The organism is Streptococcus pseudopneumoniae (assembly GCF_001072925.1).
Lineage (GTDB): Bacteria > Bacillota > Bacilli > Lactobacillales > Streptococcaceae > Streptococcus > Streptococcus pseudopneumoniae_Q.
In genome coordinates this window covers 1-14,798 of the sequence record NZ_JVHE01000093.1, presented here as the reverse complement: position 1 = coordinate 14,798, position 14,798 = coordinate 1, and the positions used below count along the sequence as shown (strand labels likewise).

At 38.0% G+C, this 14,798-nt stretch carries 9 protein-coding genes; 1 reads left to right on the top strand and 8 read right to left on the bottom strand.

Annotated features, from left to right (window positions below; all coding sequences use genetic code 11):
• Positions 1–29: 29 nt before the first annotated feature.
• Positions 30–1,232, top strand: a complete 1,203-nt coding sequence (locus tag ADH81_RS05900; RefSeq protein WP_049527613.1) for an IS110 family transposase — start codon at positions 30–32, stop codon at positions 1,230–1,232.
• 235 nt (positions 1,233–1,467) lie between these two features.
• Here ADH81_RS05900 and ADH81_RS10745 read toward each other — a convergent pair whose 3' ends face one another.
• The 8 genes from ADH81_RS10745 to ADH81_RS05860 all read right to left on the bottom strand — a co-directional run bounded on the left by ADH81_RS10745 (position 1,468) and on the right by ADH81_RS05860 (position 14,497).
• Entirely contained in the window at positions 1,468–4,905 is a 3,438-nt protein-coding gene (locus tag ADH81_RS10745) for a pneumococcal-type histidine triad protein (protein WP_049527223.1), read from the bottom strand.
• 7 nt (positions 4,906–4,912) lie between these two features.
• The gene (locus ADH81_RS05890) at positions 4,913–5,842 is read right to left on the bottom strand and encodes a metal ABC transporter solute-binding protein, Zn/Mn family (protein ID WP_049527221.1); all 930 of its coding nucleotides are present in this window, start codon (positions 5,840–5,842) and stop codon (positions 4,913–4,915) included.
• A 285-nt stretch (positions 5,843–6,127) separates the two neighbouring features.
• On the bottom strand, positions 6,128–9,196 hold the full coding sequence (locus ADH81_RS05885) for a pneumococcal-type histidine triad protein (RefSeq protein WP_049527220.1): 3,069 nt from the start codon (positions 9,194–9,196) through the stop codon (positions 6,128–6,130).
• Between the two features lie 310 nt (positions 9,197–9,506).
• Positions 9,507–9,761: a DUF3884 family protein gene (locus tag ADH81_RS05880; RefSeq protein ID WP_049527218.1), complete on the bottom strand. Its 255-nt coding sequence runs from the start codon at positions 9,759–9,761 to the stop codon at positions 9,507–9,509.
• Positions 9,762–9,803: 42 nt separating this feature from the next.
• Positions 9,804–11,210, bottom strand: a complete 1,407-nt coding sequence (gene lacG / locus ADH81_RS05875) for a 6-phospho-beta-galactosidase (protein WP_049527217.1) — start codon at positions 11,208–11,210, stop codon at positions 9,804–9,806.
• Between the two features lie 406 nt (positions 11,211–11,616).
• Positions 11,617–13,308, bottom strand: coding sequence for a lactose-specific PTS transporter subunit EIIC (locus ADH81_RS05870; protein WP_049527215.1), 1,692 nt, complete (start codon positions 13,306–13,308; stop codon positions 11,617–11,619).
• Positions 13,308–13,625, bottom strand: a complete 318-nt coding sequence (locus tag ADH81_RS05865; protein ID WP_049527213.1) for a PTS lactose/cellobiose transporter subunit IIA — start codon at positions 13,623–13,625, stop codon at positions 13,308–13,310. The genes ADH81_RS05870 and ADH81_RS05865 overlap by 1 nt, the downstream gene beginning before the upstream one ends.
• A 35-nt stretch (positions 13,626–13,660) precedes the next feature.
• On the bottom strand, positions 13,661–14,497 hold the full coding sequence (locus tag ADH81_RS05860) for a PRD domain-containing protein (protein ID WP_049527212.1): 837 nt from the start codon (positions 14,495–14,497) through the stop codon (positions 13,661–13,663).
• Positions 14,498–14,798 lie beyond the last annotated feature (301 nt).

Genomic DNA, 14,798 nt, shown 5'->3' with positions numbered 1-14,798 from the left:
GAATTATTCAAGACAAAAGAGGTAATATCATGCGTACAGTATTTGGGATTGATGTGAGTAAGGCAAGTTCTGAGGTGGCAATTTTAGTCAACGGTGAAAAGATTCATGGATACACTATGCTCAATGACGCCATTGGCTTCAATCGTCTTTTGAATGACTTGAAAACTGTTCATAACCCTGAGATTATATTTGAAGCTACTGGTGTCTATTCTCGGCGTCTTCGAGCCTTTCTTGAGGAATACGGCTACGCTTATACACAGCTGAATCCTCTGGAAGCTAAGAAGCAACTGGACAGTCTGCGAGTTCGTAAAACAGACAAAATTGACGCTGAAAAGTTGGCTCATTCTCAGTTTATACTCAATCGTAAACCAACTTATGCGCAGGAAGAAGTTTATCAACATCTGCGTGATTTAAGCCGTTTCTATCAAAATCTTACAGAAGACATTGTTAGAGCTAAAAACCGTCTACACAAGGTCTTACAAGTCACCTTTCCTGAATTGGAAAATCTCTTATCCACACCAACTGGAGAGCAATATTGGAATTTAGTGATGGCTTTTCCATGCAAAGAGTTTGTATTAAACCTATCTCAAAATGAATTGTGTAAGATTATCCGTCAATCTACCTCCAAACGAATCTCTGAAAAGCGTATTGCTTATCTGACTGATAAACTTATAAAACTCGCTAAACAATCTTTTTGTGCGGTCAAGAAAATCTCCCCAATGCTTGAAGAGGTTCGTTACTATGCTCAAGAATTGCTTCGTCTTTCTGAGCACAGACAGGTTGTCTTAGACGACATGGTAGCTCTAGCGCAGCCTTTACCAGAGTATGACATCTTACGATCAATTCCTGGCATCGCAGAAACCACAGCGACATCTATCATTGGCGAATTGGGAGATATTCGGCGCTTTCAGTCTACCAATCAAATCAACGCTTTTATTGGCATTGACCTGAGACACTATGAATCTGGGAACTTTCTCGCCAAGGAACACATTACTAAGCGAGGTAATCCCTATGCCAGAAAAATCTTGTTCAAGTGCATTCATAACATCGCTTCAGCTAGTCATACCAATCCCTGCCATATCGCCGACTTTTATGAGAAACGAAAAAGACAATCGACAATAGCTTCAACCAAGCCACATGCGATTGCCTCTATACATCGTCTCATTCGAACAATGTATTACCTCATTACGCATAACAAACTTTACGATTACTCTTTGACCCAAAATCGATAAGGTCATCTATGCCGTATTATTATAACACCTTGTTTCAAAAAATACCAGATGAGGTGTTTTTTAGCATGCCCTTTTATGGATCAATAAGTGGTAAAAATAAGACAGTAACCTCAGAATAGCTACTGTCTTATCTCTTTTTTACTTAAGGCCCTTGATATACTTGACAAATGGTAGAAAAGAGCCCTTTTTTTTATCAGCATCCTACTTTTGACACGGTAGCTGACTGAACATTTTGTTATTCTGCTACTTTTTCTCTTGTTTCTGGAGATGTAGTTGCAGGAGTTAAGGTTGACTCAGCTTGTTTATCGTTTGTTTCTTTATTTGCTGTTTCGGTGTTAGCTTCAGCTGGCTTGACTTTGGATTGAAATTCCTGGTTTAATGAGACAATTTCTTGAGCAAGTGCTAGAAGAGCTTGCTTGTCTTTGCTTGCAGCTGACAATTTATCAAACAAGGCATCCACTTTTTCAAAGTCCGCATCAGAACCATTATTCACTTCCAAATAAGTATGAAGGGCAATGACACCATTATAAAGTTTTTGATAAAGAACTAAAACCTCTGGGTCTTGATTAGCATTCTCACGTTCAGTCTGAATGATTTGTGAAATACGCTTCAGAAGGTCTTGGACTTGCGTGTTTAATTCATCAAGGTCTGCGTCCTCTTTATCTAGAGCAGCTTTCAGATTTTTCACTTCGTCAGCAAGGGAAGCTTTTACGCCTTCTTCTTTGACTTGAGCCACTAATTCATCAGCTTTTGTTAAGAGTTCTTCTACTTGACCTTTTCGAACATGATTACTTTGTTCCTCTGGCTTAATATCATCATACAAACCTTTCAAAAATTCATAAACTGCCGTTTTAGCACTGTGACCATCCACTTTTTCAGTATCTAGGATCGTTTCAGAAGGTTTATGAGCAACAGATTCATTCTTCACTGCTTCTTCTACCTCTAATTTTGTTTGATAGATTTCAGGGAAGAGTTTGTTCAAGTCAGTCGCCTTGAGGAAGGATTGTGACTGATAAAGGGTCCAAGTTAAGTTGGCAACCTTATTTCTAAGAGTATCATTTAAACGACCATCTGACAGATGTTGATAGAAATACTTAATGTACTCGACTGTTGTAACTCCAGTACGATCATTAAAGTCTTGAAGAGCTTCTAGTTTAGCTTCAACAGCATCTAAACCAGCTTCATCTTGGGCTAATTTATTTTCTTGGAGTTGAGCCAAGAGATCCTTCTTCGGAAGTCCATAAGCATCCGTATCTAAGGTATTAATCTTATCTACTAAACCTTGATATTTCTTATCTAAAGGACTGATTTCTGTTGGTTTTACGCTAGCATCAACATGGATATACTGCTTGTCAAAGAGATCTAAAGCAGCCAGATAACCAGCTGTAGAGTTGGTTGAGAGTTTCTTCATATTTTCAGAGAATTGACCCAAGGCAAGCTCAATTTGTCTTTGTAAAATTGGTTTATCTTTATAGACTTCACGACTTTCTGCTAGAAGTTGATCAACCTTATTTTGAACAGTAGCTTCATCAAAGGCTCCTGGTTGGTAGTTAGATTGCAAGGCAGGAATCTTATGTTTCAAAGCCACTTCATAGCCTTTAGTTTGTACTTTGATGTAGTGATTATGATCACCGTGAGGAATGACAAAGCTACCATTTTCCACCTGCAAACTATATGGAGAGACACCATCACGAAGTGCAGTTGTATAGAGTTCGTTTAGGAAATCAAGCTCTGCATCTCCTGTTTGAAGCGGAATACGAACGTGTTCTTTTCGAACTGCGTAAGGGTGAATGTGAGTTGGGTCGTAAGCCTGGTCTGGATTTCCAAATACAAAGAATCCATTTGAAATTCGGATAGCTTCAAGCGGAACACCATAGGTTTTAGAGATATAAGCTATCTTTTCTTCATCGCTGGCATCTCGAGAGAAACTTTCTACAGTCTTGGCAAGAGGTTTAACAGGTTCTGCCTGATGTTGACCATGCAAATGCTCTTGAGCTGCCTTTATCTGCTCTGCTGACAAATCTTTTTTAAAGAAATAGTGGGCATGATCTCCATGTGAAACCACAAAACCTTGCTCATCCTCACTAATCACTCGCTCAGCTGCAAAGCCATGATCATGTTCATCTTCATGATGCTCGTGTTTCACTTCATTCTCTTTAGGAGTGTTATGATTATCTTTTGGAACTTCTGTTTGGACATGCCCATGCAGATACTCTTGTGCTGCCTTAATCTGTTCTGCTGATAAATCTTTTTTAAAGAAATAGTGGGCATGGTCTCCATGTGAAACTACAAAACCTTGCTCATCTTCTCTAATCACACGCTCAGCTGCAAAGCCATGATCATGTTCATCTTCATGATGCTCCTGTTTCGCTTCATTCTCTTTATGAGTATTATGATTATCTTTTGGAACTTCTGTTTGGACATGCCCATGCAAATGCTCTTGTGCTGCCTTGATCTGTTCTTTCGATAAATCTTTTTTAAAGAAATAGTGGGCATGGTCTCCATGTGAAACCACAAAGCCTTGCTCGTCTTCTCTAATCACACGCTCAGCTGCAAAGCCATGATCATGTTCATCTTCATGATGGGTGTTATGAGTTACATTTTCATGGTCACGCTGAACTGTTGGTTTATTTTGATTTTCTATCGGTTTTGTTGGTGTTAGAACACCTCCAAGTGGTATCAAACGAGCAATTCTTTGCTCCAAAGCAGACATACTACTATAAGGAATGAAATGGTAGTGATTACCGTGTGGAATCGCAACTCCTGATGGTGTACGACTAGTAATTTTAGCTGGGTCAAATACCAAACCATCAGATTCTTGATAGCGTTGACTAACTGGTAAAGCATATAACTGAGCGAGAAGACTTTGGAGACTATCCTCTTGATCAACTGGGATGTTTATTGCTGGGCTATCGGCTTGAGAACTTGGTGTAACACTTGGATTTAGTTTATAATCCGTTAGACTTGGTTGACTTCCTTTTCCAGCTAGATAGGCTTGAGCTGCTGCTAATTCACTTGAAGACAGGGCACTCTTTGGAACGTAGTGATAATGCCCACCATGTGGAACGATATAAGCATCACCTGTATCTTCAATAATATCTGCAGCATTAAAGACATAACCATCATCTGTTGTATATCTACCTTGTGCTCTGGCAACAAGAACTTCCTTACTTGCACTGCCACTATCTGATGTATGCTCTTGTTTTTGTTTTTCAATTTGTTCTTTGGTACGAATATTTTCAGCTTGACTAGCATTTTTTAGGTAGACATAATATTTTCCATCAACTTTGATTATGTAACCACCTTTAATTTCGTTAACGATGTGTTCATCACGCAATTGATAAGTTGGATCTTTCATGACTAGTTCTTCACTAAAAATCGCATCGAAAGGAACTTTACCATTATAGTAATGGAAATGATCTCCGTGAGAAGTCACATATCCCTGATCAGTAATTTTCACAACAATTTGTTCGGCCTCAATGCCTTCCTTTTTGCTAACTTGATCAGGAGTCAAATTTTCGTTCTTTTTAGACTCATTGTTGTTCCCATCAACATAAGATACACGATTATCTTCCTTCTTCTCTGCTTCTTGGTGCTGATTTAAAACATAAGCACAAACACTAAGCGCAATAACTACTGCTGATCCAGCTAAATATTTCTTTGTTTTATTCATAATTTCCTCATTTCAATTCTTCTGCTAGTATTGCGATATCCTCTTCTAAATTATCTAAATAAGAATTATCATTTTGTGGGTCTGCCTCTAAAGGATTGAGGGTTTTAAGACCCACACCTGTTGATTTGACAAGTGTGTCCGCTACCTTAGATGATGCATTGCTCTCTGTAAAGATGGTTTTGACCTTATAAGTCTTTACAAATTCCTGGATTTCAGTCAATTGTCTTGGAGTTGGTTCTTGATCAGGAGATATTCCTGCAATCCCAAGCTGATTTAGTCCAAATCGTTTTGCCAAATATGAAAAGGCTGTGTGTTGGGTCACAAATGTCTTTTGATTAGCCTTTTCAAAGATGGGTTGGTATTTCTTTGTCAAATCATGAGCTTTAGCACTAAAACTTTGTGCGTTTTTCTGATAGGTATCCTTGTTAGCACTGTCTAATTCTGATAACTTATCAGCAATTATCTGTGCTTCTTCAGCAACTTTTTCAGGATCTAACCAAGTATGAGGATCATACAAGGTTTTCTCATCAATCCCATCTCCTGCCTGCATATCTTCTAAGCCAGGCACGCGCTCCAAGGTCATACCTTCTGATGCTTCTAAGACCTTTACCTTTGATTTTTGCAGGCTTGGATCTAAACTTCCCGCCCATGACTCTAGTGTATGAGAATGATAGACAAAAACATCGGCATCATATATGGCTGCGATATCATTTGCAGAAGGTTCAAAGGAATGGATACCAGAACTAGACTGAATCATCCGAACATCATTTAGATCACCTGAAACCTCTTTGACCATAGCATAGACAGGATAAAAACTGGTCACAATCTTCATTCCCTTATTTTCAACACTCTTGTCTTGACTGGTCTTTTGTCCACAAGCTCCTAAAACGAGGGCAAAGAAGGCCAGCATGAGCCATAGGATAGTTCTTTTTTTCATAACAACTCCTTAACTAGTATTTAACCGTTTAATTAACTAGTAAACATTTTACTCCTAAAAATTTAAAATGTCAATATTTTTTATAGATTTTCATGAAAAAAGTGAGAACTAGATTTCATTATCAGTTCTCACTAGTCATTTTATCATTTGACTTTTAATTGTTTTAGAACTCCTTGATTCATTTTTTAAGACGGCAAATTTCATTTTTTTAACAAAGAAAAGGACATTATTCAATCAAAAGTCGAACAATATCCTTTCGAATAGATTATAACTAATAAAAATCTTTTAAGGTTTTATTTGTTTTAGTGTCTTAATGTCATACATCACTAATTCACCATTTTTATTGTAAAACTGAACCCCATCTGGTTGAAAGATTAGAAACTTAGGATCGATTTGTGCAATTTTTGCTAACTTTTCTATATGTTCATTTAAAGTTACTTTATCTAACCCATAGTCTGGTAAATCATCGTCATTTTCTTCTTTGGCATTCTCTTTATTTTCTGAAGGAATTTCGTTGGTTGTACCAGTCTCATTCTCCCCTGTATTTTTCTTCGGTTGCTCCTCATTTTTATCTACAGCAGTATTATTCTTATCACTATTTTCAGTATTGTTTGAATCAGGTTTTAATTCTTTATTAGGATGTGTAAACGTTTCAGTTTTGGATTCTTTTTCTTTTATTCTTTTTGCTATTAAGTCTTGTGCTTCTTTCCATTCTACTTCTGATAAGTCGGATTTAGTGATACTTCTCAATGAACCACCTCCCGCTCTTGGAATACTGAAAGATTTATCTGCCCAAATATAGGTTCCCTTTGCCAATACATCCTGAGGATCAAAAATATATCCATCAGGAGTTGCAAACTTGCCTTCTTTAAGTGCTTTCTGAACTTCTTCAGCAGAATGGATAATTTGCCAGTTCTCCATTCCAGGACGTTTTTCAAGAGGAGTTACATTAGCAATAACAGATCCAGCATCATCATGACCTGGTTTTGACCAAACTTCAGGACGCACATCAGGATGTTGCATTACATATTTTATAGTTGCTATTTGCTCACTATTTAACCAAGAATAAGGTACGACGTGAATGTGATCAATATGCGGAATAATGAAAGAAGTTCCAGTATCATACGTAGTATTGGCTGCATGCATAGGCAAGCTAGATACATCAACAGCTAATCTTGGTTTAATTTCTGTTTCTACAATATCATAACGATAATTATCTTTATCTTTAAGCATTAGTTCCTGCTCAGAAAAAGCTATTTGAGTAAGATCGAGTTCTTCACGTGAATAAAAATAATCTTTACCACCTTCATTAATTATATAACCAACTTTACTATTTCTAGAAATTTTATTAGTTACTTTTTTATAATCAAACTTTGGTCTTTCCTCCTCATCTGAGTGAACTAAAGAAACGATGTCATCTGGATTTTTACCAGTTTCTTGAATCCATTTGGCAACTTCATCCAATTCGAATTGTTCTAATTCACCATATCCCATATAATGGAAATGATCTCCGTGTTTGGCAATAACACCTGATTTATCAACCGAATCGATGGAATCTTTGGTAAATATGTATCCATCACTCGTATCATAAGGTTTACCATCTAAACCTTTTCCATAAGCTTTGATTGGTTGTCCTAAGAACTTATGAACTACTTCTTTTGATGCTAAAGGTTTAATATTTGTAACAATTTCGTTTAATCCATTTTGCCCTTTTAACGGAATCATTCTTGCAATCTTCTGCTCTAAATCAGACATTTGTGAATAAGGGATAAAGTGATAATGGTCTCCATGGGGCACTGCTACACCGTTAGCTGTACGTTTGATGATTTGTGCCGGATCAAAGACTAGACCATCCGATTCCACATGGCGTTCTGATAAAGGTTTTGCATACAATTCACTTAAAAGTGTTGAAATGTCTTCACCTTGATTTTGATGATAAGTTGGGGTGACAGTCAGATTAGGAGTCTCTGTCAGACTTGGTTGAGCTGGTTTAACATTGTTACTACTTGGTTTACTTGAACTTGTAGAAGAATGAGAACCCTGTTTACCATTCCAATAAGCTTGGGCTGCAGCTAATTCTCCTGCTGACAAATCACTCTTAGGTATATAGTGGAAATGATTGCCATGCGGTACAACAAAAGCGTCACCTGTATCTTCAATCACATCTGTCGGACTAAAGACATACCCATCATCCGTTGTATAGGCTCCTCCAGTTCCTCGATTCGGTGCCGGCGTATTGAGATTAAAGTTTGGTTTAATGGTTGAACTTGGTTTCTCAGAACTGCTTGGTTTCGGATTATCAGCATGACTTTGAATTGGCTGACCTCCAATTGGCAGATTTCGAGCCAATTTTTCTTCCAAAGCAGACATTTGCGAATAAGGAATGAAATGGAAATGATCTCCGTGAGGAACTGCCACACCATTTGCAGTACGTTTTGTAATCTGTGCTGGGTCAAATACTAATCCATCAGACTCCACATGACGTTGGCTAAGTGGCAAAGCGTACAATTCTTGAAGGAGACTAGCTAAATCCTCATTTTCGCTCTCCGGAGCTGTTGCAGGATTTTGAGGAGTTTCAGATGGACTAGTTCTCACACTAGATCTTGTTTCTCCTCTGCTTGAACGATATTCAACCGTACTTAATTGACCGCCTTTTCCAGATAAGAAGGCTTGGGCAGCAGCTAATTCACTGGCAGACAAATCACTCTTAGGAATATAGTGGAAGTGATTGCCATGAGGAACGATATAGGCATCACCTGTATCTTCTATGATATCAGAGGCATTAAAGATATAACCATCATCCGTTGTATAACGGCCTTGAGCTCTGGCTGCAACTACCGCCTGATCGTTAGAACCGCCTCCATGATTATGACTATGTTCCTGCTTCTGACGTTTAATCTCTTCTTTTGTACGAATATTGTCCGCATGAGCCGCATCCTTAAGGTAAACATAGTATTTCCCGTCTACCTTAATCACATAGCCACCCTTGATTTCATTGACAATGTCTGAATCCTTCAACTGATAATTCGGATCTTTCATTAGCAGTTCTTCGCTGATAATAGCATCATAAGGAACCTTGCCATTAAAGTAATGATAATGGTCCCCATGTGAAGTCACGTAACCTTGATCGGTAATCTTAACGACAATCTGCTCAGCATTGATCCCCTCTCGCTGACTAACTTCATCAGGCGTCAGATTTTCAGTCTTAGTACTAGCCTGATTCCCTTCTATATAAGCCACACGATTAGGCTCTTTGCTAGTCTGTACCGCTTGGAAACGCCCCAGTTCATAACTGGAAAGGCTTAAAGCCAAAAGAGCTACTGAACCAAGAACATATTTTTTATTGATTTTCATCTTAATACACTTTCTATTTCATTTATTCGTTAAATAAAGAACTACACTTTTTCCTAAAGAACTTCATTAACTGGTTAAGTATATAACTGAAAAACGAAATCACTTTTAAAACTCCTCCTTCTATTTTCTATTTATCTAACAAGATTTGAGCGAGTGAGTTAGTTCCCTATATAATTAACCGGTTATTTAACTAGTTAAGATTTTACCCCTATCTCATTGATCTGTCAAGAATTTTTTTGACTTTCAGGTAAAATCTAGATAAAAAAGAGGAATATCCCCTATTATGAGATAGATTCCTCTTTTTACTATATTAGTGTTGAAATGGCATAAAATCCGATTCAAAGCAAATGTTATCCTTATCTTCTGCGTTGACAAAATTTAAAAACAGCTTTTGAAATTCTTCAAATTCATAGTCTGAATGACAAATCCACTCCTTACCCGTCGAGACATACCATTTTCCAAGACTTGCAAGTTGCTCCTTGGTCAAGGATGGTACATGAGAGTAATGTTCAAAGTTAATAATATAAACTTTTTCATAGATTGATTTGATAAAATCTTTGAGCATAAACTTTCCTCGCTTAAATTCTATACCTAATAACTAGTTGTACTATTCAATCACTTGGGTTTCTGCTAATTTCTTGTACCAATGTGCAGATTTCTTTGGATAGCGTTCTTGTGTATCGAAGTCAACATAGAAGAGTCCATAACGTTTTTCATAACCATTAGACCATGAAAAGACGTCCATCAATGACCAGATGAAGTATCCTTTAACGTTTGCACCATCTGCAATCGCATCAGACAATACCTCCAAGTGTTGTTTCACATAATCAATACGGCCATCATCGTAAACAGTGTTGTCCACAAATTCATCTTTGTATCCAAGTCCGTTTTCAGTGATGTAGATCTTCTTGTAGTTTGGATAATCTTTCTTAACACGCATGATTTGGTCGTATAATCCTTGAGGATAGATAATCCAGTCCCAGTCAGTACGAGGTACATAGTCAGGAGCTACACGACGACCAACACCCTTGATCTGGTATTTAGAGCTTCCTTTTTCACCTTTACCGTTGTGGATGATCTCAGTTTCACCATCAAAGGCTTCCATCCAATCGCTCATATAGTAGTTAATTCCGAGGAAGTCATTCAAATCTTTAGCTGCTTCAAGCGCTACAAAGTCTTCTTCACGAAGATCTAGGCTACCACCATTGACTGCTAAGATATGGTTGACACCTTCCATCGTTTCATCTGAATAATGACCAAGATAAGTTGCATCCAAGATGAATTTATTGTGGATGATATCTTCCAACTCAGCAGCACGAACGTCTGCAGGATTTTTAGGATCCAATGGATACTTAGTTGGAAGGGCGTGAACAACCCCGATTTCACCTTTATAGCCTTTGTCTTTGTACAATTTCACAGCACGAGCATGAGACACCATCATATTGTGGTGAGATTGGAATACTTTGGCAAGGTCATACTGAATACCTGGAGGAAACTTTCCGACCAAGTATTGACCGTCACCGATTGGACCAATTTCATTAAAGGTTGTCCAGTAGTTGACTTCTGGGAATTCTTCAAAACAGAATGCAGCATAATCTACAAAGTGTTCGATGTTTTCACGATTTAAGAAGTCTCCATTTGAGTGAAGAGCTTCAGGTGTATCAAAATGATGAAGAGTAACGAACGGTTCTACATGACGTTTATGACATTCAGCAAATAACTTATGATAGAATTCTACCCCTTTTGGATTTACTTCACCATAACCTGTTGGAAAAATACGTGACCAAGCAATTGAAATACGAATACCGTTTACCCCATATTCCTCAGCCAACTGCAAATCTACTGGATATTTATGGTAAAAATCACTCGCTGGTTCAGCTGTATACCAATAGTTATCAGCTAAGTATTTGTCCCAAGCAACTGGTCCTTTTCCGTCAGTATGGGTAGCTCCTTCCGCTTGATAGGCAGCCGTTGCCCCACCAAAAATAAAATCTTTAGGAAGTGTTTTTGTCATTTTTTCACCTATTTCTTGATTGTATTAAATGAAAAGTGAGGGGAGAGGAGTTAGTGAGCCATCCATCTCCATCTCACTTCTTGTACCAAGTCACCAAATAGTGACATAAAGGGGGAAAACAAATATATAATCGGAGACTCTTTTTCAGTCCCCAAAGGTCAGTCGAATTGTGACTCAAGGAGGTAAAAACGATATTTTTTTACCGACGAATTAACAAGGCGATTAGGAAATTCGCCATAGCGATTTCCATGATGATAGGAGTCTGTTTTACAGTCCCTAAGGTTAGTCGAATTGTGACATGAGGAGGTAAAAACGATATCTTTTTACCGACGAATTAACAAGGCGATTAGGAAATTCGCCTTAGCGATTTCCGTGATGATAGGAGACTGTTTTACAGTCCCTATCATCAATCGAATTGAGCTTGAACAAATGCAAGAGCACCTTTACCATCACGAGTCAACTTGATGTATTGAGCTCCTTCAGTCTTAGCCAATTTGATTCCAAGTTTATCTGTTTCAGCCTTCATGTCCTCATAGTTTGATGCTACTTGAGGAGCAAGGATAACAAGGTCAAATTCTGGCAACATTTCACGGTGAGCACCGTAACCACCAGCAGCGGCCTTCACAGGAACATTGTATTCTGCAGCAGCTTTATTCAAAGCATTTGCAAGAAGTCCACTTGTTCCACCACCTGCACAGAGAACAAGTACGTTGGTTTCTTCTGTAATTGTATTTTGTGCTGATTCTACTCCAGCTTTTTCAAGGATAGCATCAGCTTTAGCAGTATTGAAGTTTGCGGCTACTTTTTCTTTTAATTCATCGTTGGCTTTACCAGAACGTTCTTCTTCAAGAATTTGTTCGTCATAAACTTTAAGGAATGGATAGTAGATTGCAATATCCACTACGATTAACAATGCTGCAAGAGCAAATGACAAGAACTGGAAGTTTGTACCAAGAACAATACCTAGAGGCCCAGGAGTAGTCCATGGAAGGTTGGCAGTAAATGAGTTCATGCCAAGCGTTTCAATAAAGAATTTGAAGATCCATACGTTTGCAATAGGTGCGAAGATAAATGGAATAAAGAAGATTGGGTTCAAAACAAGTGGTGCACCAAACAAGATTGGTTCATTTACACCGAAGAAGGTTGGAACTACTGAAGCACGCCCAATAGCACGATTTCGTTTTGATTTACATAGCCACATAAACATGAATGGAACTACAAGAGTTGCTCCTGTACCACCCATAGTGACGATAAACATTTGTGTACCAGATGTAAGGATCTTATCAGCGTGCATACCTTGTTGAAGAAGATTCAAATTCACTTCAGCATTGGCATAAGTGATCGCTGCAATCGCAGGTTCAACGATAGATGGGCCGTGAATACCGACAAACCAGAAGAAGGCAAAAGCACCAAAGATAATAGTAATACCAAGATAACCGTCTGCTGCTGAGAATAATGGAGCAAAGAATTTACCAATTGATTCTGCAACGCTTGCACCAACAAATTGACGAGCGAGCAAGTCAAGAGCATACAGAGAAACAACTGAAAGCGTAAATGGAATAACGTCTTTAAAGACTTGCGAAATATTGGGTGGAACTTCGTCAGGCATGCGAATAGTAACGTTGTTCTTGACACAAACCTTATAGATAGCTACAGTTACAAATGCTGCTAAGAAAGCTGAAAGCAGACCTTTTGTTCCAAGAAAACCAGTTGCAAAGCCACCCTCGATTGGGTCAGCTGCTAACATCAGCAAACCAACAATAGCCGCCAATAGCGTTGACATATAGTTGATTTGGTTGGTTTTCTCCATACTACGATTGACGGAGTCTGTTAAAGATTTAGCAGTGGTACCAGCTACCAAGACTGCTAGAATCCCCATAGAGTAGCTATACGGTTTCATCAAAAGTGCTACTACTTCATCAGACCATTTAAAGCCCCAAGAGTTTGGTACAAAAGCAATCAAGATAAAAATACTTGAGAAGAGAATGACTGGCATTCCTGCGATAAATCCATCACGAATAGCACGAAGATAGATATTTCGAGATAGTTTTTCAAAGAAAGGCTTCCCTTTCTCGATATAGGCAATTAACTTATTCATTATTTAGCTCCTCTTTTATAAAGTTCAATTAAATGATGCACCAAATCTTTTAGCAAGATTGTTGTCATCAGGTGATCTTGTCCGTGCATCATTGTGATGCTGTATGGAATTTCTTCCCCTGCAGCTTCTTGAGCAAGCATAGATGTTTGCGCTTTGTGAGCTTCCGCAATGCAACCTGCTGCTTCTTCAACAAGAGCTTCTGCTTTAGCAAAATCGCTAGCTTCAGCAGCCTTCAAAGCTTCTAATAATTTTGAACGTGCATCACCTGCATAGGCAACGATTTCAAAACCTAACAATGTTACTTCTTCTCTATTCATGATAGAATTCTCCTTATATATTTTTTAGTAAAGCGTTATGACAATAAACGTTGGATGTGTAGAACAAGATAAACTCGTTCACTCTTGTAGAGGTCAAGACCAGTTTCCTGAGCAATGACCTCATAAATTTTGCTACCAATCTCGAATGCTTCTGGATAGGTATTCTTTATATGTTCTTCCATATCGAGCAAGGATTGATTATCATCGCGACTACGATCCAGATAATCCAAGAAATAATTTAGATGAATCATAAAGCGGTCGTAGAAATTATTATTTTCAGGTGTTCGCTGGATTTTATAACTCTTCAAAACGCTTTCGACCCTCTTTAAAATTTCCTTTCTCTTATCAATCGACTCAACAACTTCGACTTCATTCTCACCTTCGGCATTGATGAAATGATAAGCGATACGAATGATTTCGTCTTCAGGAAAATTTTCTGTCAGTTTTTGACGATAAATTTCAAAAGCTTCTTGTGCAATTTGAAAAGCAATAGGATATTTGGCAGAAATGTCAGGCAAGTTACTATCCTTATAGCGTCCTTGGCTAATAGCCTGATAAGAACAATAGATATGGTCTGTCAGAGTGACGTATAGATACTCTTGGACAGGATATTGATATTTTTTAGAAAGATTATCAATAATCTCATAAGTGACCGTAATAAAATCAAGCGGTACGTCCTTGAGAAGAGCCATAAAATTTTCTCGCGACTCTTCTGTTTTCATCCGAAAAACTTTTTCAATCTGATCCTCAGAAATCAAATCTCCCTTCTTCTTACCGAACGAAATACCCTTACCAATTACGATCAACTCCTCTCCCTTGCTATTCCGCACGAGAGAAACATTGTTATTCATTGGATTTAATATCCGATACATGGCAACCTCCTTGCCCTATTATTTAAGTTTTGTGAGCATAAAAAATGACCACAAATGAACTCAGAAGATATAGCTCTGAGTCATCTGTGATCATGCCTAATATTACTTAGTAACACTCACTTTGTATTAACTTGTGACTTTAGTATATCACAAGAACGATTTTTTGTAAACCTTTACATACAACTTTTTTTAAAAGTTTTTTAGCTAGGTTTTAGGACATAAAAGGGGGGAAATTTAAACACGTTCAGTCCATGAAGTAGCTGTTGTTTGAAGTACTTTATTGAGTTCATCAATGTTTTCA

Excerpts from the sequence above, each read along its gene's own strand:
- ADH81_RS05900 (WP_049527613.1), top strand. The coding sequence starts at position 30 with ATGCGTACAGTATTTGGGATTGATGTGAGTAAGGCAAGTTCTGAGGTG.
- ADH81_RS10745 (WP_049527223.1), bottom strand. The coding sequence starts at position 4,905 with ATGAATAAAACAAAGAAATATTTAGCTGGATCAGCAGTAGTTATTGCG.
- ADH81_RS05890 (WP_049527221.1), bottom strand. The coding sequence starts at position 5,842 with ATGAAAAAAAGAACTATCCTATGGCTCATGCTGGCCTTCTTTGCCCTC.
- ADH81_RS05885 (WP_049527220.1), bottom strand. The coding sequence starts at position 9,196 with ATGAAAATCAATAAAAAATATGTTCTTGGTTCAGTAGCTCTTTTGGCT.
- ADH81_RS05880 (WP_049527218.1), bottom strand. The coding sequence starts at position 9,761 with ATGCTCAAAGATTTTATCAAATCAATCTATGAAAAAGTTTATATTATT.
- lacG (WP_049527217.1), bottom strand. The coding sequence starts at position 11,210 with ATGACAAAAACACTTCCTAAAGATTTTATTTTTGGTGGGGCAACGGCT.
- ADH81_RS05870 (WP_049527215.1), bottom strand. The coding sequence starts at position 13,308 with ATGAATAAGTTAATTGCCTATATCGAGAAAGGGAAGCCTTTCTTTGAA.
- ADH81_RS05865 (WP_049527213.1), bottom strand. The coding sequence starts at position 13,625 with ATGAATAGAGAAGAAGTAACATTGTTAGGTTTTGAAATCGTTGCCTAT.
- ADH81_RS05860 (WP_049527212.1), bottom strand. The coding sequence starts at position 14,497 with ATGTATCGGATATTAAATCCAATGAATAACAATGTTTCTCTCGTGCGG.